The organism is Staphylococcus pseudintermedius, from assembly GCF_034042775.1.
GTDB lineage: Bacteria > Bacillota > Bacilli > Staphylococcales > Staphylococcaceae > Staphylococcus > Staphylococcus pseudintermedius.
The window spans coordinates 2,550,468-2,573,546 of record NZ_CP120150.1; the positions used below are offsets into that span (position 1 = coordinate 2,550,468).

Here is a 23,079-nt window from a genome sequence, read left to right on the forward strand (position 1 = left end):
ATTGACAACCTTTTTGACTTCGTGTAAAGTGTGTTTTATCAAAGTACAACGTCATACGACTAAACACTATAAAAAGGAAAGTAAAATGTCCCCTGCATTTACAGAGAGCCTTCGTTCGCTGAGAGAAGGTATTGAAAGCACGTTTGAAAATGGCCTTGGAGTGTTGGTACCGATATGAGGTATCACCGGGTTCGCCCGTTATAGCGACTCAGTATTCACATTTTGTGGCACGGTAAAGTATTCCAAAGATATCCCTCACATTCCGTATCTATCATACGCTTTACTGTGCACACAATTTCGCGTACTGGAAGAGGTGATTTGAGCAATCATGTCACGAACAAAGGTGGTACCACGAACAAGCTTTCGTCCTTTATATCTAATATCTTATTGGATCTAAAGGACGGAAGCTTTTTTATTTTTGAAGAGGAGGTTGAACTGATGAAAGCAACAACACTGGCACAAATTGCGTTGACTCAAGATAACACTGGTGCTATCGCAAATCCAATTTATCTCTCTACGGCATACCAACATGAAGGACTCGGACTATCAACGGGATTTGACTACACACGAACTAAAAACCCGACGCGACAAGCTTTTGAAGATGCATTTGCGCGACTTGAAGGCGGTATCGCATCATTTGCGACGGCAAGTGGCATGGCGAGCATCCAATTGGTCTGTAACCTTTTCAAGCCCGGTGATGAAATACTTGTCTCGTTTGACTTATACGGCGGCACATTTCGACTATTTGAATTTTACGAAACACAATATGGTATTCACTTTCACTACATCGATTTTGAAAATACAGACGCTGTAAAGGCTGCCATCACACCGAAAACGAAAGCCTTATTTATTGAACCGATTTCGAATCCGTTGATGATTGAAATTGATTTGACACCTTATTATGACATAGCAGCAGAGCACGCGTTATTAACGATTGTCGACAATACATTTCTCACACCTTATTTGTCGACACCTTTACTCGATGGTGCAGATATCGTGTTACACTCAGCGACGAAATATATCGGTGGGCACAATGATGTCCTTGCTGGCGTCGTCACTGTGAAAGACGCAGACCTTGCAGAAAAGTTAGGCCAATTTCACAACATGATTGGTGCGACACTTTCACCGATTGACAGTTACTTATTGTTACGTGGATTAAAGACATTGCATCTTCGCGTCGAACGGTCACAACAAAATGCGCAACGATTTGCAGCTACATGTGAAGATTTGACAGGCATCCAAGACGTGCTCTATTGCGGACGAACAGGCATGTTAAGTTTACGTCTCGAGCCTGGTTATAGCGTCGATCAATTGTTGCGACAGCTGAAAGTATTGCGTTTTGCAGAAAGTTTGGGTGGCACAGAAACTTTTGTCACTTTCCCTTATACACAAACGCACATCGATATGCCAGATGAGGAAAAGGAGCGTCGTGGCATTGACCAACACTTAATTCGACTTTCGATTGGTATTGAAGCTTACGAAGATATTGAACAAGATTTCATTCAAGCACTCGAAAAATCAAAAGAGGTGAGCACAGATGACACGTTCTAAACAAACTGAACTGATTCATGATACACAACGTGGTGTCGCGTATCAATGCGCCAATCAACCGCTATATTATGCATCGACGTATCACCAACAACGATTAGGCGAGGCTGTTCCTTATGATTATGCGCGGAGTGGCAATCCTAACCGCGAATTACTCGAAACGAAACTCGCACAACTGGAAGGCGGAAAGCGTGCGTTCGCATTCAACTCTGGTATCGCCGCGATTACGGCTGTATTTTTAACTTTAAAAGCAGGCGACCACGTCATTTTACCGGATGATGTGTATGGTGGGACGTTTCGACTTACAGAGCAAATTTTATCGCGCTTTGGCCTGACATTTACAACAGTGAATGCTGAAAATGTGGCAGAAATTCGTGCAGCGATTCGCCCCAATACACGGCTCATCTATGTAGAAACACCGTCGAACCCGCTGTTCAAAATTACAGATATTCGAAAAGTCGTTCATATAGCCCAAGCACACGACATTTTAGTAGCGGTGGACAATACGTTTATGACGCCACTTTGCCAAAATCCACTGGCGCTCGGTGCAAATATCGTCATTCATAGCGCGACGAAGTTTTTAGGCGGCCATAGCGATCTCATTGCAGGGGCAGTTATTACAAATGATGACACACTCGCTGAAGCACTGTATTTAATACAAAACGGCACGGGAACCGCTTTGTCCGTATATGATAGTTGGACATTGACACAACACCTAAAAACATTTGTCGTCCGTTATGAACAATCTGTCAAAAGTGCACAACAGATTTATCATTTTTTAGAAGCACATCCGGCGATTGCGCAAGTGTACTATCCAGGAGACAATAGCGTACACCTCAGCCAAGCAAAACACGGAGGTGCTGTCATTGGCTTCCGTTTAAGAGATGAAACTTATGCGCAACGATTTGTCGATCAGCTCACTTTACCACTCGTCTCAGTCAGTCTCGGCGGTGTAGAAACGATTCTTTCACACCCTTATACGATGTCACATGCCGCCATCCCTCAAGAGATTCGAGAAGCGCGTGGCATTACGTTCGGACTATTTCGATTGAGTGTTGGGTTGGAAGATGCTGACGAATTAATCGCCGACCTCGATCAAGCATTAAAGGAGGGATCCTATGAGTCGACTACTGAACGCACTGAAAAACAATATTCTCGTCGCTGATGGTGCGATGGGGACGATTTTATACTCAGAAGGCTTAGACACTTGTCCTGAAGCTTACAATTTGACGCATCCTGACAAAGTTGAAAGCATTCATCGGTCGTATATTCAAGCCGGCGCAGATGTCATTCAAACGAATACATACGGTGCCAACTTTGAAAAGTTACAACAGTTCGGATTGGAACATCAAGTTAAAGCGATTCATCAAGCTGCTGTAGCCATTGCTAAACGCGCTGCAGGACCTGACACATTCATCTTAGGAACGGTTGGTGGCTTTAGAAGTACAAAACAAGGCGAACTGTCACTGTCAGCTATTCAATATCATACTGACATTCAAGTCGATACACTCGTGGCTGAAGGTGTCGATGGCCTGTTATTCGAAACATATTACGATGATGAAGAATTACTGAATGCGATTAAGCAAACACGACAAAAGTATGACATTCCGATTATTGCACAACTGACCGCTTCCAACACACATTATTTAGTGAATGGTAAGGAAATCAACAGCGCATTACAACAATTGGTCGAAGCAGGTGCAGACATTGTCGGGTTGAATTGTCACCACGGCCCACATCATATGAAACGTACTTTTGGTCATATCGAATTGCCAGACAACGCTTACTTGTCGTGCTATCCGAATGCGAGCTTACTCGATATCGATCAGCAAACCTTTAAATATAGTGACAACGCGCAATACTTTGGTGAGACCGCGGAGCAACTCATTCAAGAAGGGGTCCAGCTTATCGGTGGCTGTTGTGGTACAACCCCTGAGCATATTCGTAAAATTAAAGCAGCAGTGCAAGGGTTAAAGCCAATCAAAGAGAAAAAAGTGATTCCGATCCATCAAAAACCAACGTCAGAAGCACCGAAGCCAACACGTCAAAATTTGGCAATGCGTGTACGAGAACGACCGACTATCATCGTCGAACTTGATACACCAAAACATCTCGATACGACGAAATTTTTCCAAAACGTCAAAGCTCTAGATGACGCACAAATTGACGCTGTAACGCTAGCGGACAATTCTTTAGCCACGGTTCGCGTATCGAATATTGCAGCCGCGAGTTTAATCAAACAACAATTCAACATCGAGCCACTCGTCCACATTACGTGCCGAGATCGAAACTTAATTGGACTCCAATCTCACCTCCTCGGTTTATCGTTAATCGGGGTAAATGAAATTTTAGCGATTACTGGAGACCCTTCGAAAGTCGGTCATCTCCCCGGCGCAACAAATGTGTACGACGTAAATTCAAAAGGATTAACCGAACTTGCACTTAGATTTAATAAAGGGGTGAATACAGACGGCGATACATTAAAAGTCGCCACACAGTTCAACATTGCGGGTGGTTTTGATCCACATGTAAGCAACATCAAAGCTGCTGTACGTAAAATGGAAACAAAGATTAAAAGTGGCATGCATTACTTTATTACACAGCCAGTCTTCACAAAAGAAAAAATTGTCGAGATTTACGAAGCGACAAAGCATCTCGATGTCCCTATTTTCATTGGGATTATGCCGATTACGAGTTACAAAAATGCATTGTTTTTACATCATGAAGTCCCTGGTATCAAAATGTCAGACGATGTACTCGCACAGTTTGAAGCTGTTGCGAATGATAGACAAGCAACGTATGAACTGAGCCTGTCCCTTTGCAAATCACTTATCGACACCGTCCATACGTATTTCAATGGTCTTTATTTAATTACACCATTTGAACGTATTGATTACTCATTAGAACTTGCAGCTTATTCAAAATCTATTACAACATCCCATCAGGAGGCGATATTATGACAATTAAAACAACAAACTTAGGATTCCCAAGACTTGGACACAAACGTGAATGGAAAAAAGCTATTGAAAGCTACTGGAACAACAAAATCACAAAAGCTGAATTAGACGACACGTTACAACAATTGCACCGTTCGAACTTAGTACTACAACAAAACTACAATCTGGATAGCGTACCAGTAGGCGATTTTTCATTATATGATCACATTTTGGATACATCCTTATTGTTTAATATTATCCCGACACGTTTCCAAGACCGTGACGTAGATGACGATCTCCTTTTCGACATCGCACGCGGTAACAAATCCCACGTCGCAAGCGCACTCGTAAAATGGTTTAACACAAACTATCACTATATCGTACCTGAATGGGACAATGTGACACCTCGCGTGAACCGTAACCGTTTATTAGAACGTTTTAATGAAGCAAAAGCGCTCAATATTAATGCACACCCTGTCATCGTTGGTCCTGTGACATTCGTAGCACTTTCTAAAGGTGGCGATCAATCATTTGAAGACAAAGTACGTACGTTATTACCACTTTACGTTGAAGTATTACAATCACTTATCGATGCAGGGGCAGAACTCATTCAAATTGACGAACCGATTTTAGTGACAGATAAAGCGGCTGAATTAGAAGCCATTACACGTGAAGCTTACGAGGCATTTGCGGAAGCTGACGTCGCAAAATCGTTAGTCATTCAAACATATTTCGAGCGTGCAAATGTGAAGTTTTTAAGTGCATTACCAGTCAAAGGTCTTGGATTAGACTTTGTACATGATCGCGGCTACAATTTACAACAAATCGAAAATGGCGACTTCGACCGTTCAAAAACATTATTTGCGGGTATCATCGACGGTAGAAATGTATGGGCTGCAGATGTTGAAGCGAAGAAAGCTTTAATCGAAAAATTATCCCAATATTCCGACGACTTATATATCAATCCATCTTCTTCATTATTACACGTCCCTGTTTCATTAGAAGATGAAGTGTTGGAAGATGACATCCGTGACGGTTTAAGCTTTGCGACAGAAAAATTAGAAACGTTGGATGCATTGAAACGTGCTGTGAATGGCAACGATACTGAAGCATATGACCGATTACATGCGCAATATATACGTTTCCAAAGCCAAGCCTTCAAAAACCTTGAGTATGACTTTGAGAGTGTTCGTGCGAAACGTGCTTCAGCTTTCTCTGAGCGTAAAGTCGTGCAACAGCAACGCTTAAACTTGCCAGATTTACCGACAACGACGATTGGCTCATTCCCACAATCACCAGAAGTGCGTAAACAGCGTGCAGATTGGAAAAATAACCGTATTACTGATGAAGCGTACCGTCAATTCGTACAAGATGAAATTAAACGTTGGATTGAAATTCAAGAAGATATCGGTTTAGACGTCCTTGTTCACGGTGAATTTGAACGTAATGACATGGTTGAATTTTTTGGTGAAAAGTTAGACGGCTTCCTCGTAACGAAATTTGGCTGGGTACAATCATACGGCTCACGTGCGGTAAAACCTCCAATCATTTACGGAGATGTAAAATGGACAGCACCATTAACAATTGATGAAACCGTATACGCACAAAGCTTAACGGACAAGCCAGTGAAAGGGATGCTGACAGGCCCTGTAACCATCTTAAACTGGTCGTTCGAACGCGTGGACATCCCTCGCTCAACCGTTCAAGATCAAATTGCGCTTGCGATTAATGAAGAAGTGTTAGCGTTAGAAAAAGCAGGCATCCAAGTGATTCAAGTCGACGAACCAGCATTGCGTGAAGGCTTACCATTGCGGAAAGAATACCACGAAGATTACTTAGTAAAAGCCGTGCATAGCTTCAAACTTGCGACATCTTCTGTGACGGATGAAACACAAATTCATACACATATGTGCTATTCGCAATTTGGACAAATCATCCATGCGATTCACGACTTAGATGCAGACGTCATTTCAATCGAAACCTCTCGTAGCCATGGTGACCTCATTAAAGACTTTGAAGACATCGATTATGATTTAGGTATCGGTCTAGGCGTTTATGACATTCATAGCCCACGTATTCCGACAGAAGAAGAAATTACGACAGCAATTGAACGTGGTTTACAACAAATCGACCGTTCATTATTCTGGGTCAATCCAGACTGTGGTCTCAAAACACGTAAAGAAGATGAAGTGAAAGCCGCATTGACAGTGTTGGTGAATAGCGCACGCAAATTACGTCAAGAAGCTGTCGAGGCGAATTAATAGTAAGGACACGCTTTCAAAGCCAGAGAGCAATGAGATTGAAGTCTTTCGATTATACTCGCCATTGAGAACACAATCATCTTCAATAAAAAATAGGACAGACGTTGAGACATTTGTTTCTCAACCTTTCCTATTCTTTTATGTGTATAAGTTGTATTAAAATAATCCATCAATTCAGCTTAATTTGTCATATGATGTTTGGATTTGCTTAATTACAAAAACTTGTCTTCATTGATTCACGATTTAAATGCAAGATTGCCAAAGTGGATGAGACTCCCGAGGGATGAAGTTGAAAACAAAATAACGTCATTTAACTTTGATAGTGGCTACTGTTTAACGCAGTAGCTGTCTGACTTCTCAATGCATATACTTTTGAGAAGTCTAGTCATCCTTGCGGGGGCAGTACGACGAAATCTTTGTGACACATGCGATTTCTGTACTGCTCCCAAAATCCAATTTGACTTCCATCAAATGTACAATTTAAAAAGCCAAATTTAGTTGAGGCAAGTCCCCTGGGAACGCGAATCCATAGAGGCAATCGCAAAAGGCATCATTCATATCAAAGAGGACAAATATAGAAAAATGGTTGTTTTAAGACCCCCTCGAGACTTCCATACAACACAAAAAGCTTCTCTTCCCATTTCAATTGAGGAAAGAAGCTTTTTATATAATGTATTCCATTACTTTAATATTTTCTTAAAAATTGTGCGTCTTCTTCATGGTACGTTTCCATAACATATTGATGTACAGCATGAATGACACGTTGAATGACGTCTGTAGAATAGGCTAAAATACGAAATGTTAAACCATGAGTCGGAAGCAATGTCACACCGACACGACAATGTTCATCGATATAAGGTGTCACCACTTCTTGTACCGCTTCAACGACTTTCTGATTGACAGCTGGGCTAATATAAAAACAAGAAGCCATATGTGTGAACCCTTCCATATAGCCCATATGCGTCACTTTATTTTTCTGCGTATCTAACTTCAAATTATCAAATACGACCAGTTTTTCGTCCACATAAATTTCGTTTTTGAGGTGTAAGTAATGATAATTAAATTGGCGCCCTTCTTTATCATAACCTGGTGTTAAAATATCGGTATAAAACATCGAAGCAGTCGGACTCAAATGGAATTGATTGGCTTGATAGAATTTCGCCTCTGAATAACCAATAATCGGATCACTAATAAATTCCATAAATGATTCGTCATCGAGTTGAAACGTTTGGTACTGCTCGACTTTATCTTCCAATGTTTTAAAAACAATTGTCGCACCTTGAGTCGTTAAAATCGCATGCGTACGTGGCTCAAAGTGGACAGTCATGCGGTATCGGTCACCGTCCACGAATCCTCCGCCTAAGTTAATCAAAAACATCGTCGGATGAGGACTTCCATTTAAATAAGTGGGCCGAATGACTTTAAGCCCACCTTGGAAATACGTTTTCCCATTTACAGTACGTCTACCGTCATGTTTAAAGGTTAAATCTAACTCACCTGTCCATTTAGAAATTGCCATTACGCTAACCCTTCAAAAAAGATGTCCTTTTTAATCCAATTTAACACATCATCTAAACCTTCATCCGTTTTTAAGTTTGTAAATGCGAACGGACGATTTTTACGGAATTTCTCTGTATCTTCAGCCATACGTTCTAATGAAGCCCCTACATATTGCGCTAAATCTGTTTTATTAATCACAAAGTAGTCAGATTTAATCATGCCTTGACCACCTTTACGCGGAATCTTTTCACCTTGCGCGACGTCAATAATATAAATTGAAAAATCAACCAGTTCTGGACTGAATGTTGCTGCTAAGTTGTCACCACCAGACTCAATAAAAATCAGTTCAATATCTGAATGACGCTCCATGAGTTCATCAATCGCCGCGAAGTTCATGGAAGCATCTTCACGAATCGCTGTATGCGGGCAACCCCCTGTTTCCACACCGATAATACGGTCTTCTGGCAACACGCCTGAGTTAACTAAGATTTTTTGGTCTTCTTTTGTATAAATATCATTCGTAATAACGCCAATGCTTTTCTCCTCAGATAGACGTTTTACAAGTTTTTCGATAAGTTGTGTTTTCCCCGCGCCAACAGGTCCACCTACACCAATTTTAATCGGTTTCATGCTCCATTCCTCCTATGAAATAAAAATACGTACATCTACATTTTCATGTTCCAACTGATTCATCTCGATACCAGGTGCTGTCAAACCAAAATCCGCTTCATCCAATTGCATCACGCCCTCACGTGTTGTCGTAATAAATGGAATCATGTCAGCTACGATTGTTTGTCCTTCTGTTTGCCCTAACGGTATCGCACGCACAGCATTTTGTGTTAAGCTTGAAACATTTTGGTAGTAGTAATAATCAATAATTTTTTCAATTTCAATCCCTAAGTGATAGCCTAACAACGTAAACACGACTGCCGGATGGGTATGCAACTCATATGCTGCGGCCTTTTCACCGTACCAGTCCAACCATTGATTTTCATGGTAAATCATACGCGCAAGCTGAATCATCCGTTTCCCCATTTGTTTCGTCCCATTTCTCGTTTCTCGCGGAATATTTTGCACAAACAGCAACTGATCTAGTCGCTCAATCGCTGCCGTATCATTCGCTTCGATTGCTTCATACACGAGACGCATCGCCAAACCATCTGTATATGTAAGTTGCTCTTTCAAAAATACCTCTAACCAGGCTTGAAATGAAGCCCCGTCATGAACATCTCCACGTTGAATATACGTCTCTAACCCGAAAGAATGACTGAACGCACCTGTCGGAAATTGAGAATCACAAAATTGAAAAAGCTTTAAATAGGCTTGATTAATCATGAGAATGTCCTATATGTTTAAAGGCTTGGTTGACCTTTCTATCTTCACGCTGATAAGGAATACCGAGTCCTTTCAATAAATCTTCAACTAAGTAATCATACTGTACCAACATTTCATTATCATCTGTAAACTGCGCTGGCAAGTGACGGTTACCAAGTTGATGTGCGATATCCCCCATCTCTTTCATCGTACGTGGTTTAATCGCAATAATATCTTCGGAATTCACATCAATAATAATCATATTTTTATCATCACGATATAAAATGTCTCCATATTGTAAGTCGATCGGTTGACTCAGACGAATCCCAATTTCAGTTCCATGATCTGACGTGACACGCTGAATACGCTTCACTAAATCTGAGTTTTCTAAGTATACTTTTTCAATGTGTATGTTTTTGTCCTCTTGAGATAAATTGGCGATGTTACCTTGAATTTCTTCTACTATCATATCTCTGTCATCTCCTTGAATAGCGATAAATCACACCAATGAATGCCTCTTTCATGACGTGTACATTTCTAGCAAACTAGATAGTGCGTCAATGTGTCTCATTTAGTAATTTACCTAGAAGTACTATCAACGACCAAATATTATTCAATGATAACATATCGCTCTATACTCGCCATGAAAAAACAAAGTTCGATGTTTAGTTACTTAATACTTTATCATATTTCAGTATTGAAACGTAAGCAATTGACCAACAGAACCTTCATTATTATATCCCACTTATATCGTTCTCCCCTCATAAAAAAGCACCCCTTTTTACTTTTGAGATAAAGTGATGCAACTCAGATATAGTATTGATGAAAAGTACACTCACACGTATCACTACTGGTTTGAATAATTACATATGCACTTACTTATAAAAAATGAGCTATATTATAGGAAGTACCATTGTAATAATAACTTCATTACACTAAAACAATATATTGGCCACACAATAGTATGATAATGAGAATGTTTCACCAAAAATCAATAAAGATGTAAACATTAACAAAGATCCTACTATACAAATGTGACTCTGCTCTTAATTTTCCTCCTATTACTCGCTTAGCCACTTTTATTGTTATAAAATCATATCTAATTGTATAATAGGTATAATTAGAATTATCAATTTTTAATTGAAGAAAAATTTGAGTTATCGTTATTTCATACGATACACAACTAAACAATAATGAAATTGGAGGTATGCATCATGTTAAAGCTTGCAGAATGGAAGGATGAAAAAGAAACACTTCATCGTTTAGCACAAATTCTAGGTAAACATAAACTCGCGAGTGCCTTTCAAGAACCACAATGGGGGCATGTCATTTTAGATATTACAACAACAGGATTTTCTACTGGATTATTATTTTATCAATCCTCCACATATAGTGTAAGTGTCAACCTTGTTAAACATCTAATTTTGATTGAAACAAATAACGGTGAAGAGACCATTCCATTAAAAGATGGTGTTACAATTCAAAGTTATTATGAACAAATTCAAGACGCCTTACATCGTCATGGGATAGAGGTCACTATTAATGAACGCCCTCAAGAAGTGGCAGATACAACTTTATTCTCTCAAGATACAAAACGCCACCATTACAATGAAGCAATCAGTAAAGAAGTATTGAAGTTAATGTCATTTGCAACGCGAGCGCTTCAGTATTTCATCGCACCTTATCGTGCACGCAAAATTAAACCAGGACTTTTCTGGGGGACTTTTGACATCTCTTGTTTAGTCCATTACAACTCTTTCCACGAAATGTTCGAGCCGAACCAAGTCATTGAATATGCTGCTTTTGATGAACACTTTATCGAGTTTGGTTTCTGGTTTGGGGATGATCGATTCGAAGGTCCTACATTCTTTATCTTACCTTATCCTTTCGTAGACAAATCATTTACATTCGATCAACCATTGATTTCAGAAGCCTACTTTGACAAACAACTCACTGAATTGATTTACGAAATGAATGCCATGACACCAGAAACCTTGGAGACACTGTCAACATTCTTCAATCAAGGTTTTGAGATATTCAAGTCTCATTTATCTTGGGAAAACTGTCACCACTATCATGTTCCATTAAAAATGAATGAAAATCAAATTCAAAAAATGCCATATGCACATTAAGTAAATGCAATCTTATAAAAAGGCGAGAATCTCATATTTCTTGATGAGACCCTCGCCTTATTCATTCTAATATTTTATTATCCACCATATACATCATGGTATTCAGGTGTTCTCTCTAATACGCTTTTTGCGAAAGGACATGTAGCATGAATTTTGAAATTGTTTTCACGCGCATCCTTTACTGCAGCTTCTACAAGTTGTTTGCCTACACCTTGACCTCTTAGTGAATCCCCAACTACTGTATGGTCGATGATAATTTGAGTTCCCCCTGGTACATAAGTCATGATTGCTTCAGGATTACTCTCTGAATCACCTACATAATACTTATTATGCCCTTTTTTAACTTCTGCCATCATTATGCCTCCTCAAATAGTTATCGTTCACCGCCCATTATAAACTTTTCAATGTACATATCAAAGCATTTGGCTCTCTGGTATAAAAATTAAACTTATTGCTTTACAAAGTTTTCTTTCCACGTTATAATTGCCTCGAATTCGAAATAAAAGGAGGTGTTGGCATTTGCAGAGAACAGAAACCGCACTCAAAACATTAATCGGCATCAAACGAACCAATGACATGATTGATAAGACGATTCGCAATGATGTCAAATCGTACGGCCTTAGTGTCACTGCGTTCGCTGTACTTGAACTTTTGTACAATAAAGGTGAACAAAGTATACAACGAATTCAAGAACGCATTTTGATTGCCAGTAGCAGCACTACTTATGTTGTTAATTCTTTAGAACAAAAGGGCTATTTAAAACGACGACAATGTCATAAAGATAAACGCGTAAGTTATGTAGCTTTGACTGACAAAGGCCAGCAGCTCATGGAAAAAATCTTCCCAGAACATGCACAAGCTATTGAGACTGTATTTTCAGTCCTGACAGATGAAGAATTAAACACTTTACAACAAGTTTTAAAAACATTAAGTACACAGCCATAGTATGAACTGAGCAGTGTCCACGTATTTCATGCAATATGGTAATTGCATTAGAGACTATTAATTTAAAAGGGAGTTTTTAAAAATGAAACAATATCCATTAAAAGGTATCCACCACGTAACAGCAATGACAGATGATGCAGAACGTAACTATCACTTCTTTACTGATGTGCTCGGTATGAGACTTGTTAAAAAAACAGTAAACCAAGATGACATTTATACGTACCACACTTTCTTCGCTGATGATGAAGGTCACGCTGGTACAGATATGACATTCTTTGATTTCCCAAACAACCCTAAAGGCGCACCAGGTACAAACTCAATCAGTCGTACTGGTTTCCGTGTACCAAACGATGCAGCTTTAGAATACTACAAAGCGCGTTTCGACGAGTTTGGTGTTAAACACGACGACATCGACACAGTATTCGGTACTAAAGTATTACGTTTTGAAGAAGAAGACGGTCAAAGATATCAACTCTTCTCAGATGAAAATAATACAGGTGTTGAACCAGGTGTCGCATGGAAAAATGGTCCTGTGCCTCAAGACAAAGCCATTTACGGTTTAGGCCCAATCGAAATTACAGTTAGCTACTATGATGAGTTCAAACAAGCATTAATGGACCTTTATGGTATGAAACCTATCAAAGAAGAAGAAAATGTAACACTTTTAGAAGTAGGTAAGGGCGGTAACGGCGGTCAAGTTATCTTACGTAAAGACGAAACAACAGAAAGCCGTCCAGGTTACGGTCAAGTGCATCACGTATCATTCCGTGTAGAAAATGACGAAGCAATTGAAGAATGGTTCGAAAGATACAATGAATTAGGTGTAAGAAGCTCTGGTATTGTAGACCGTTTCTACTTCAAAGCACTTTACACTCGCGTGGGTCATATCTTAATCGAGCTTTCAACTGACGGTCCTGGATTCATGGGTGACGAACCATACGAAACTTTAGGGGAAACTTTATCATTACCACCATTCTTAGAAGATCAAAGAGAGTACATCGAATCTGAAGTACGCCCATTTGACACAACGCGTAGTACAAAATAAGAGACACAGTCATATGCAAAAGTGATATGAGAATGGAGGGCGATCATGTACGCTTTTTACGCATCTGAATTATCAAAGCAACAAATGTATAAATTTTTAATCGGTTCTGTTGTGCCTCGACCTATCGCATTAATTACGAGTCAGTCTGAGGAAGGTCTTCTCAATATTGCACCGTTCAGCTTTTTCAATATTGTCTCTTCAGAACCGGCACTATTGTCGGTAGCAGTCAATCGTAAAGAAGGCGCGATGAAAGACACTGCGCGCAATATCTTAACGACGAAAGAAGCAGTCGTACATGTCGTCACTGAAGCTAACGTTGCGAATGCGAATCAAACGGCTGCCCTGCTACCTCCTGATGAAAGCGAATTGGATCATACGACATTTACAACGACAGATTCGGAAATGGTCAACGTGCCTAGCTTGAATGAAAGCAGTATCCGATTTGAAGTCAAGCTCTATCAGCACGTTGAAATTAAAAATGATCGCAATGAAAACACGAACGATTTGTTATTACTTGAAATTCAAAAGGTTTATATAGATGAAGATTTATTTGATCTAGAAAAAGGGTATGTAGATGTAGAAAACGTTCAACCTGTGAGCCGACTTGCTGGCGACAATTATGCGCGTCTCGGCGAAACATTTACAATTAAAAGACCCCGATAATTATAAAAGAGGTGAAATATTATGGAACATATTTTTAAACAAGGTGAACCATCACAGCCTACATTTGTCTTATTACACGGTACAGGTGGAGACGAACACGATTTATTACCCGTTGCAGAAATGCTAGACCCATCATACAACGTGTTAGGCGTACGTGGAAACGTATCAGAAAACGGCATGAACCGCTTCTTCAAACGTCACGGTGAAGGCCAATACGATGTAGAAGACTTGAAATTTAGAACAACTGAATTGCACGAATTCCTTGAAAGTGCAGCAAACCAATATAACTTCGACTTAGATAAAGTCGTTTTAGTTGGCTTCTCAAACGGCTCCAACATTGCGATTAGCTTAATGTTAGAAGAAAATATGCCATACAAAAAAGGCTTATTATTCGCACCACTTTATCCATTAGAAGTACCAGAAAATCTTGACTTATCAGGTAAATCTGTCTATCTCTCTATGGGTAAAAACGACCCAATCGTCCCTGTTTCAGAGAGCGAACATGTCCGCGCTATTTTCAAAGACCGCGGTGCTGATGTGACTGAGTACTGGGTCAACAGCCACGAATTGACACAAGGTACAGTTTTAGCAGCGAAAGAAACATTATAAGTACGAAAAAGAGCTTAGGTGCTTATCGCCTAGGCTCTTTTTTTGATGCTAATTTTGAAATGGTTATTTTTCTATAGTAATTTTACTTTTAGCATAATAGTAGGAAGTAATACCAAATAGCACACTTCCAGTCAACCAGCCTAAAAAGTTAACCTCTGCAAAATTAAGTCGTTGGTGTGAAAGAAATGCAAACAATATATTGATTAACAACGACATTACAAGGAACAACACACTCGCAAAAATGGATTGAAATCTTATTTTTTTCAACACAGCGTGATATGCTTCTTCGCTATAAACCACTTCTTTATATACATCAGACTTCTTCAAAGTAATTAAAACAGATACAGCGTTAAACAATGCTAGAACGAGTATTAAAATAGTTCCAACGCTCAATGTATTTTGATATGCATCAACAGCAAGACTAATAAAAAGGAATAATAAAAGTATCCAAAAAGAGCTCAAAAATAAGTACTTCATTTTTTCATTAATCAATTGTTCTTCTCTCTCATCTCGACCTTGCACGAAACCTAACATGCGATTCATGAAGCGCTTTTTGTTATCCATCATGTCATCTCAGTCCTCCCAAAAAATATCATTCAACGTAACACCTAATGTTAAACAAATGCTAATGCATAACTTCAGGGACGGGTTGTACTTATTATTTTCAATCAAATTAATCGTTTGTCTTGAGACGCCTACTTTTCGAGACAATTCTAATTGGGAAATCCCACATTTTTTCCTATATTCCACCAATCGATTCATCATGTATGCCCCTTTTGGAATGTCATATATATTGTACTTTTATATTAAGAGATTTTTAGGAGGATGTCAAATATAAATGACACATACAATAAAAAAATGCGTATGACCAAGCATCCATCGTTCACTTGATCCTACGCATAGATATAGAACTAACCTTTTATTGTTGTTAATACTTTATTCGGAACATCATTTTCAGCTATAGGTTCGACATTCAAAATAACGCCTTTTTGATCGGTCATCGTCACTTTAATCCAGTCGCCCTCTTTCATTTGTTCAATATCTTTATCTAAATATACCGTATGCTTATCATTTTCGGAATACAAAGCGATACTGTCATGTTTATGCGTCACTTGACCATAATAATCTTCTTTTTGATTCAAATTGATTAAACTTATTGAAATATAGACCACCATAGTCACCAATAATACCGCTATCGCAATCAGTGTAACTTTTTTGCGCGTCATCGTTGTAACTCCTTTAGTCAAACAAGATAATACTACTATATCCGAGTTGGTAATAAATGTCATAGCCCCTGAGACTGAAATATTCATACAGCTAGAAAAGTAGGAAACTGGTAAACAATGCTTTTTTATCAGTTCGTTTTATATACTAGATTCTGAATTAGTATTTTTTACACTCAGAGACGTACTAACAAAATAAATATTATACTTCCTTTATAAAATTTTCATCAAATATACAACTAGATACAACACTGAAATAATCAGCATGATAATCGATAAAAATCCTAATTTACTAATTTGGCTATTCTGCACTTCATTTGTAACAAATACACTTAATAGTATTGTCATTATAATAAATAGTAATAAAATAAAGACGCCTCCTCACATAATTGCAATATTACTCTAATTACAGACATAAGTGAATCTAAGCAAACAGAAATACCATTTTTTTCTTGTGTGCTGTTTTTCTATTAATAAAATTAGACGTACGTGAGACTCCCCTAAACATACGTTTATTTACAAACTGTTTGATATTCAATTATTAGAATATGCATCAACGCCTACATTACGAGAACCGTGTAAGACTTCTGAGAGCCAAAAAGAAAAGGTGCAAGCAGTCTTTGCTCACACCTCAATAACAATCACTTACGATACAATCGGATCTGAATCTCCACATAATCTTCATGCTCTTTTTCTTTCTGTTCATACCGAATTCCATTCGCACGGATTTCCATCAAACTATCCGCAATAATGTCACGGGCTTCAGAGACATCTTGTGCAAATTCAGGAGGACGCGCCACGACTTTCTCTTCCACCACATCGTCTTTAACGGTTGTTGCCTTCAAACGCTCCTCGGTTTGTTTCACATTCAATTGCTCTTTCAAAATTACACCGAGCATCTCTTCTTGAAATTCAGGCGTTTGGCCAACGAGTGCACGGGCATGACGCTCTGTAATTTGATGTTCACGGACCGCTTCCAATACGACAGGCGTTAACTTCAACAAACGTAACTTATTCGCGATGAAACTTTGACTCTTTCCAACACTTTTAGCGAGTTCGGCCTGTGTAATGCCTTCAAACGCTAGTAATTTTTTGTAGGCTTCTGCTTCTTCTACAGCTGATAAGTTTTCACGTTGTATATTTTCAATCAGTGCAACAACAGCTGTTTCCTCATCATCTAAATGACGCACGAGTACTTCCGCATCTGTCATTTGATTCATTTGCAAGGCACGAAAACGGCGTTCACCTGCAATGATTTCATACATATTTTCTTCAATCGGACGTACAACAATCGGCTGGAGTAAACCGTGTGCGCGAATCGACTCGGCCAGTTCTTCAATACGTGCTGTATCAAACTTTTGACGCGGCTGGTATCGATTAGGTACGATTTTTTCAATATTGATCGATTGCATGCCCTTTTTGTCTTCATCTGTCACGGTTAATAGGTCGTCTTTATTTTTTAAACCAAATAACTTAGAAAAGGGTTTCTTCATGTTTATTCTCTCCCTTTAATATTCCATAATCCATGCTTTATTCAACAAGTGGTGATTTGTTTGGCGTTCCCGGTTTACGCGGATATTTTTTAGGCGTTTGACTACGTTTTTCTATCGTTACAATTTGACGTTCACCTGCATCTTCCGGTAAATCAAAAGTATCGACTCGCTCAATGCGTCCTCCTAATACACCTACTGCAAAGCGTGCTTCTTCCAACTCTTCTTGACCTTTTGAAGATTTCAATGCCAAAAAGACACCATGCTTTTTCACTAATGGAATGCAGAGTTCACTCAACACTGTCATACGTGCGACAGCCCTTGCTGTGACAACATCGAAAGACGCCCGGTAGTCTTCATTCTTCGCAAATGTTTCTGCACGATCATGCACAAATCGGACACCTTCCAATTCTAACACTTCTGCCAATTGATTTAAAAACTGAATGCGTTTGTTCAATGCATCAACAATGGTTACATGAATTTCTGGAAAGATAATTTTCAATGGAATACTTGGAAACCCTGCACCTGCACCCACGTCACACAAGTTGAGTGGCTGATTGAAATCATGATAAAAGCTCGGCGTGATGGAATCATAAAAATGTTTCAAATACACTTCATGCTTTTCAGTAATACTTGTTAAATTAATTTTCCCATTCCATTCTACAAGCATTTCATAATATTTTTCAAATTGTTGCTTTTGATGCTCGGATAAAGTGATTCCGTGCTCACTTAATTGTGTCGCTAACCATTCTACGCTCATTTATTTCACCCTTTGAATTTTGCCTTGTTCTAAGTAGACTAATAAGATCGAAATATCGGCTGGATTGACACCAGAAATACGTGACGCTTGTGCGATGTTTAACGGTTTCACTTCAGCTAACTTTTCACGCGCTTCCGTTGCGAGACTGTCGATTTGACTGTAATCCAAGTCTTCCGGAATTTTCTTTTGTTCCATACGTTTCACTTTATCTACTTGTTGCAATGACTTCGTGATGTAACCTTCATATTTCGTTTGAATTTCAACTTGTTCTTCAACATCTGCCGGCAATTGACGCTCTTCCTCTAAAATCTCAATAATCGTTTCATAAGTCATTTCTGGACGACGTAGCAATTCTTTCGCCAAAATACCATCTTTAAGACGAGAACCGCCCTTTTCTTCAATGATTTGTTGTACACGTTCGCTCGGTTTAACACGAATTTGTTCTAAACGTGCCATTTCATCAGTAATTTGTTGACGCTTCGTATTAAATCTTTCGTAACGTTCATCAGAAATTAAACCTAACTCGTGACCTAAGTCTGTTAAACGTAAATCTGCATTGTCATGACGTAATAGCAAACGATATTCGGCACGAGATGTCAATAAACGATACGGTTCATTCGTTCCTTTTGTCACAAGGTCATCAATTAACACACCGATGTACGCATCTGAACGGCGTAAAATCGTTTCCTCTTTACCTAACACACGCGCTGCTGCATTAATTCCGGCCATTAAACCTTGACCTGCCGCTTCTTCATAGCCTGATGTTCCGTTAATTTGACCTGCTGTATAAAGATTTTTGATCATTTTCGTTTCAAGCGTTGGCCATAATTGTGTTGGTACGAGTGCGTCATATTCAATCGCGTAACCTGCACGCATCATGTCTGCTTTTTCTAAACCTGGAATCGTCGCTAACATTTGACGTTGCACTTCTTCAGGTAAGCTTGTTGACAATCCTTGGACGTAAACTTCATTTGTATTACGGCCTTCTGGTTCAAGGAAAAGTTGATGTCTTGGCTTATCATTAAAACGCACAAACTTATCTTCAATGGATGGGCAATAACGCGGTCCTGTTCCTTTAATCATACCTGAGTACATCGCGGATAAATGCAAGTTATCATCAATCACTTGGTGTGTTTCGCCATTCGTATACGTCAACCAACATGGGAGCTGATCTAAAATATATTCTGTCGTATCATAACTGAATGCACGACCGACATCATCACCAGGTTGAATTTCTGTTTTACTATAATCAATTGTTTTGGCGTTCACACGTGGTGGTGTTCCTGTTTTGAAACGCACGACTTCAAATCCAAGTTCGCGTAAATGATCTGCAAGTGTAATCGATGGCAATTGATGGTTTGGACCACTTGAATATTTCAAATTACCGAGAATAATTTCACCACGTAAAAATGTACCTGTCGTTAAAATAACCGCTTTTGCGCGATATTCTGTACCGATATTCGTACGGACACCTTTCACTTCTCCGTCTTCGATAATCAGTTCGTCTACCATTCCTTGCATGACTTCTAAGTTATCTTCATCTTCTAAAATACGTTTCATTTCTTGTTGATATAGCACTTTGTCTGCTTGGGCACGTAATGCACGAACAGCTGGCCCTTTACCTGTGTTCAACATACGCATTTGAATATGTGTTTTATCGATTGTTTTCGCCATTTGTCCACCGAGCGCATCGATTTCTCGCACGACAATCCCTTTCGCAGGTCCCCCTACTGATGGGTTACATGGCATAAATGCGATATTATCTAAATTGATTGTCAGCATGAGCGTATGTGCGCCACGTCGCGCTGATGCGAGTCCAGCTTCAATACCAGAATGTCCAGCGCCTACTACAATCACGTCGAATGATTTTACCATTTCGTTAACCTCCAAAAATTATTTTCCGAGACAGAATTGACTAAACAGTTGATCAATCAATTCTTCACTTGCGGATTCACCTATAATTTCACCTAAAATTTCCCATGTGCGCGTTAAATCGATTTGTACCATATCCATTGGGACACCCATTTCTGCAGCATCAATCGCATCTTGTATTGCATTTTTAGCTTGCTTTAATAATGAAATGTGGCGTGAATTAGACACGTACGTCATATCTTGGCTTTGTACCTCTCCACCAAAGAATAAATCACGTATTTGTATTTCTAACTCGTCTATCCCTTGTTGTTGGAGCATCGAAGTTTGAATGATTGGCATGTCTCCTACCATTTTTTCCACTTCTGCAAGGTCTAAGCGTTGTTCTAAATCAGTTTTATTAATAATGACAATCGCATCTTCGTTTTTAATCACTTCATATAATTTACGATCATCTTCTGTTAATGGTTCGTTATAGTTTAAAACGAATAAAATTAAGTCCGCTTCACTTAAAGCTTTACGCGAACGTTCCACACCGATACGTTCGACAATATCTTCTGTCTCACGAATCCCGGCTGTATCAACTAATCTTAACGGTACACCGCGGACATTGACATATTCCTCGAGCACGTCACGCGTTGTCCCAGCAACTTCCGTCACAATCGCTTTGTTATCTTGAATCAGATTGTTCAACATCGAAGACTTCCCGACGTTTGGCTTACCGACGATGACTGTAGATAAACCTTCACGCATAATTTTACCTTGTACACCTGTGTCGAGTAACTTTTGAATTTCTAGTTTAATCTCTTGTGAACGTTCTAATAAAAACTCAGTTGTCGCGTCTTCTACATCATCATATTCAGGGTAATCGATATTCACTTCGACTTGTGCCAAAATCTCCAAAATCGATTGACGTTGACGCTTAATTAAGTCACTTAAACGCCCTTCAATTTGATTCATTGCTACTTTAGACGCCCGGTCAGTTTTAGAACGAATAAAGTCCATGACCGCTTCCGCCTGTGATAAATCGATACGACCATTTAAGAAAGCACGCTTCGTATATTCACCGGGTTCAGCCATTCTTGCGCCATATGTCATCGTTAATTCAAGTACGCGGTTGATTGTCAGAATACCACCATGACAGTTAATCTCCACGATATCTTCTCGTGTAAACGTACGTGGTGCGCGTAATACTGACACCATCACCTCTTCAACGACTTCTTCAGTTTCTGGATCAATAATATGACCATAATTAATCGTATGCGTCGGGACATCCTTTAACAGATGCTTGCCTTTATATAGCTTATCTGCAATCTCGACCGCATCATGACCTGATAAACGGACAATACCGATTGCCCCTTCCCCCATTGGTGTTGATATACTCGTTATCGTATCCAGTTGTTCCACGATTGACGTACCTCCCTTTAACACAATATTCCTTTTCATATTCTAAAATGTTTCTCAATCTATTGCGAATCACATGTTTTTTATTTGCGGTATTTAATGAAAGTTTGCTTTATTCATTATTAGAAGTTAGACTTCGGTTTGTCTGAAGTCACACAAACCGAAGTCTAAATCTCCCCTACTTTATTCGTTTGTTAAAGACCTTCGCAATTTTTAAAACATGTTCTAAACTCTTTTGAATTTCAGCTGTCGACATCGTCTTCGCAGGAAATCTTGCAATCACAATAATATCTTTCGGCAAGATGTCTTCTTTGTGCACTTTAAAGCACTCTCTTATGCTTCTTTTAATTCGATTTCGAGTCACAGCATTACCTAACTTTTTTGAGACGCTGATGCCTAGTCTAAAATGTGTTAACGTCTGAGTTTCATAAGTATAGACGACAAATTGGCGATTGGCTACAGATTTACCTTTGCGATAAATCAATTGAAAGTCAGCATTTTTTTTGATTCGGTATGCTTTTTCCATTGTACATCACTCGTCTTTCTTCAAAATGCCCAAAATAGCGGGATAGTGATTAGGACAACCACTCAAATTTCATCGTTTTTCATTAGCCCTCTCTAATTCGTCACAATTGCTCAATCATGTCTCATCCAATAGCCGTTAACTCAAAAAAAAGACCACTGAATGAGTCAGTGATCTTATGCTGATAAAACTTTACGACCTTTACGACGACGACGAGCTAATACTTTACGGCCGTTTTTAGTGCTCATGCGTTTTCTGAAACCATGAACTTTACTATGTTTACGCTTATTTGGTTGATAAGTACGTTTTACCATGCAAAACACCTCCATCTTCATTCATTCAATTATCTAAATACGTCATTATAGATAAATTAAGTTAATTTCATTTTTAATAAGTTCAAAATAGATATTTCTCTACTAAAATGAAACGTCTACATTTCAAGCAACTACTACAATATAACAAAATCATCTCTGTAAATCAAGTGGGTTTTTTCATAATTATCGATAATCGTTGTTGAAAAGTTGTCCACTTATTCACATCCCTCGTCACTCAAATTGTGGATAACATTTTCATGTGCACAAGTTACTTAAGATGATAACAACATATTCACAGCCGTTTGACATCACCCCTTGTGAAAAAGTATAATTGTGTGGATAAGTGGTGTAATCCCTTATTCTGCATAGGTTGAATACTATGTAATGTACGCAAATATATTGTGAATAACTCACAATCAAATGATACTCATCCACAGCTTGTGATTAAATTGTGGATAATTATTAACACCCTGTGATTAACGTCATTCACAGGTGGGGATATTGTGTATAACAAAAATTTTTACTTAGGAAGATGGAGTTAAA

General features: G+C 39.0%; 23 protein-coding genes and 1 other annotated feature. Of the genes, 9 read left to right on the plus strand and 14 right to left on the minus strand.

Features of this window, described 5'->3' with window-relative positions:
* The first annotated feature begins 59 nt into the window (after nucleotides 1-59).
* Nucleotides 60-374, plus strand: a binding site (T-box leader).
* A 64-nt stretch (nucleotides 375-438) separates the two neighbouring features.
* From P3U61_RS12070 to metE, 4 genes are read left to right on the plus strand one after another with little or no spacing between them, the layout of a single operon-like run.
* A complete protein-coding gene (locus P3U61_RS12070; RefSeq protein WP_140240682.1) occupies nucleotides 439-1,551 on the plus strand; it encodes a PLP-dependent transferase in 1,113 nt (370 codons plus the stop codon).
* Nucleotides 1,538-2,713, plus strand: coding sequence for a cystathionine beta-lyase MetC (gene metC / locus P3U61_RS12075; RefSeq protein WP_110178796.1), 1,176 nt, complete (start codon nucleotides 1,538-1,540; stop codon nucleotides 2,711-2,713). Before P3U61_RS12070 ends, metC begins: the two co-directional genes overlap by 14 nt.
* Nucleotides 2,667-4,508, plus strand: a complete 1,842-nt coding sequence (locus P3U61_RS12080) for a bifunctional homocysteine S-methyltransferase/methylenetetrahydrofolate reductase (protein ID WP_014614936.1) — start codon at nucleotides 2,667-2,669, stop codon at nucleotides 4,506-4,508. The genes metC and P3U61_RS12080 overlap by 47 nt, the downstream gene beginning before the upstream one ends.
* Nucleotides 4,502-6,745 carry a 5-methyltetrahydropteroyltriglutamate--homocysteine S-methyltransferase gene (gene metE, locus P3U61_RS12085; RefSeq protein WP_100002416.1) on the plus strand — a complete coding sequence of 748 codons (2,244 nt, stop codon included), beginning with the start codon at nucleotides 4,502-4,504 and terminating at the stop codon, nucleotides 6,743-6,745. The genes P3U61_RS12080 and metE overlap by 7 nt, the downstream gene beginning before the upstream one ends.
* A gap of 685 nt (nucleotides 6,746-7,430) precedes the next feature.
* Here the strand turns inward: metE and P3U61_RS12090 are convergent.
* Genes P3U61_RS12090 through ureE form a run of 4 tightly spaced genes read right to left on the minus strand, consistent with a single transcriptional unit; the run spans nucleotide 7,431 to nucleotide 10,028 of the window.
* Nucleotides 7,431-8,264 (minus strand): urease accessory protein UreD, encoded by an 834-nt coding sequence (locus tag P3U61_RS12090; protein WP_199613520.1) that lies wholly within the window; start codon nucleotides 8,262-8,264, stop codon nucleotides 7,431-7,433.
* Nucleotides 8,264-8,875, minus strand: coding sequence for an urease accessory protein UreG (ureG, locus tag P3U61_RS12095; protein WP_014614939.1), 612 nt, complete (start codon nucleotides 8,873-8,875; stop codon nucleotides 8,264-8,266). Before ureG ends, P3U61_RS12090 begins: the two co-directional genes overlap by 1 nt.
* Nucleotides 8,876-8,887: 12 nt before the next feature.
* Nucleotides 8,888-9,580, minus strand: coding sequence for an urease accessory protein UreF (locus tag P3U61_RS12100; RefSeq protein ID WP_014614940.1), 693 nt, complete (start codon nucleotides 9,578-9,580; stop codon nucleotides 8,888-8,890).
* Nucleotides 9,573-10,028, minus strand: a complete 456-nt coding sequence (gene ureE, locus P3U61_RS12105; RefSeq protein ID WP_096548391.1) for an urease accessory protein UreE — start codon at nucleotides 10,026-10,028, stop codon at nucleotides 9,573-9,575. Before ureE ends, P3U61_RS12100 begins: the two co-directional genes overlap by 8 nt.
* 745 nt (nucleotides 10,029-10,773) lie before the next feature.
* Here ureE and P3U61_RS12110 point away from each other — a divergent pair.
* Nucleotides 10,774-11,691, plus strand: coding sequence for a DUF5996 family protein (locus P3U61_RS12110; protein ID WP_014614942.1), 918 nt, complete (start codon nucleotides 10,774-10,776; stop codon nucleotides 11,689-11,691).
* Nucleotides 11,692-11,768: 77 nt separating this feature from the next.
* On the opposite strand, the gene P3U61_RS12115 is transcribed toward P3U61_RS12110, so the two are convergent.
* The gene (locus tag P3U61_RS12115) at nucleotides 11,769-12,044 is read right to left on the minus strand and encodes a GNAT family N-acetyltransferase (RefSeq protein WP_014614943.1); all 276 of its coding nucleotides are present in this window, start codon (nucleotides 12,042-12,044) and stop codon (nucleotides 11,769-11,771) included.
* Nucleotides 12,045-12,210: 166 nt separating this feature from the next.
* Here P3U61_RS12115 and P3U61_RS12120 point away from each other — a divergent pair, with 166 nt between their 5' ends.
* The 4 genes from P3U61_RS12120 to mhqD all read left to right on the plus strand — a co-directional run bounded on the left by P3U61_RS12120 (nucleotide 12,211) and on the right by mhqD (nucleotide 14,953).
* On the plus strand, nucleotides 12,211-12,636 hold the full coding sequence (locus P3U61_RS12120; protein ID WP_014614944.1) for a MarR family winged helix-turn-helix transcriptional regulator: 426 nt from the start codon (nucleotides 12,211-12,213) through the stop codon (nucleotides 12,634-12,636).
* 82 nt (nucleotides 12,637-12,718) lie between these two features.
* The gene (locus P3U61_RS12125; RefSeq protein ID WP_014614945.1) at nucleotides 12,719-13,681 is read left to right on the plus strand and encodes a ring-cleaving dioxygenase; all 963 of its coding nucleotides are present in this window, start codon (nucleotides 12,719-12,721) and stop codon (nucleotides 13,679-13,681) included.
* Nucleotides 13,682-13,726: 45 nt separating this feature from the next.
* Nucleotides 13,727-14,344, plus strand: a complete 618-nt coding sequence (locus tag P3U61_RS12130) for a flavin reductase family protein (protein WP_014614946.1) — start codon at nucleotides 13,727-13,729, stop codon at nucleotides 14,342-14,344.
* A 21-nt stretch (nucleotides 14,345-14,365) separates the two neighbouring features.
* On the plus strand, nucleotides 14,366-14,953 hold the full coding sequence (gene mhqD, locus P3U61_RS12135; RefSeq protein ID WP_014614947.1) for a methylhydroquinone degradation carboxylesterase MhqD: 588 nt from the start codon (nucleotides 14,366-14,368) through the stop codon (nucleotides 14,951-14,953).
* Nucleotides 14,954-15,016: 63 nt separating this feature from the next.
* Here the strand turns inward: mhqD and P3U61_RS12140 are convergent, their stop codons facing one another.
* From P3U61_RS12140 to rpmH, 9 genes are all read right to left on the minus strand, one after another.
* On the minus strand, nucleotides 15,017-15,520 hold the full coding sequence (locus tag P3U61_RS12140) for a hypothetical protein (RefSeq protein ID WP_015728505.1): 504 nt from the start codon (nucleotides 15,518-15,520) through the stop codon (nucleotides 15,017-15,019).
* A 6-nt stretch (nucleotides 15,521-15,526) separates the two neighbouring features.
* The gene (locus tag P3U61_RS12145) at nucleotides 15,527-15,715 is read right to left on the minus strand and encodes a helix-turn-helix transcriptional regulator (protein ID WP_080552883.1); all 189 of its coding nucleotides are present in this window, start codon (nucleotides 15,713-15,715) and stop codon (nucleotides 15,527-15,529) included.
* 149 nt (nucleotides 15,716-15,864) lie between these two features.
* On the minus strand, nucleotides 15,865-16,179 hold the full coding sequence (locus tag P3U61_RS12150; protein WP_015728504.1) for a hypothetical protein: 315 nt from the start codon (nucleotides 16,177-16,179) through the stop codon (nucleotides 15,865-15,867).
* Nucleotides 16,180-16,817: 638 nt separating this feature from the next.
* The gene (locus P3U61_RS12155) at nucleotides 16,818-17,669 is read right to left on the minus strand and encodes a ParB/RepB/Spo0J family partition protein (RefSeq protein WP_323695704.1); all 852 of its coding nucleotides are present in this window, start codon (nucleotides 17,667-17,669) and stop codon (nucleotides 16,818-16,820) included.
* A gap of 37 nt (nucleotides 17,670-17,706) precedes the next feature.
* Nucleotides 17,707-18,426: a 16S rRNA (guanine(527)-N(7))-methyltransferase RsmG gene (gene rsmG, locus P3U61_RS12160; protein ID WP_063284535.1), complete on the minus strand. Its 720-nt coding sequence runs from the start codon at nucleotides 18,424-18,426 to the stop codon at nucleotides 17,707-17,709.
* A complete protein-coding gene (mnmG, locus tag P3U61_RS12165; RefSeq protein WP_015728502.1) occupies nucleotides 18,427-20,301 on the minus strand; it encodes a tRNA uridine-5-carboxymethylaminomethyl(34) synthesis enzyme MnmG in 1,875 nt (624 codons plus the stop codon).
* Between the two features lie 18 nt (nucleotides 20,302-20,319).
* A complete protein-coding gene (gene mnmE, locus P3U61_RS12170; RefSeq protein ID WP_233276670.1) occupies nucleotides 20,320-21,663 on the minus strand; it encodes a tRNA uridine-5-carboxymethylaminomethyl(34) synthesis GTPase MnmE in 1,344 nt (447 codons plus the stop codon).
* Nucleotides 21,664-21,877: 214 nt separating this feature from the next.
* On the minus strand, nucleotides 21,878-22,225 hold the full coding sequence (gene rnpA / locus P3U61_RS12175) for a ribonuclease P protein component (protein WP_015728500.1): 348 nt from the start codon (nucleotides 22,223-22,225) through the stop codon (nucleotides 21,878-21,880).
* A 173-nt stretch (nucleotides 22,226-22,398) separates the two neighbouring features.
* A complete protein-coding gene (gene rpmH, locus P3U61_RS12180; RefSeq protein ID WP_000240855.1) occupies nucleotides 22,399-22,536 on the minus strand; it encodes a 50S ribosomal protein L34 in 138 nt (45 codons plus the stop codon).
* Nucleotides 22,537-23,079: the final 543 nt, after the last annotated feature.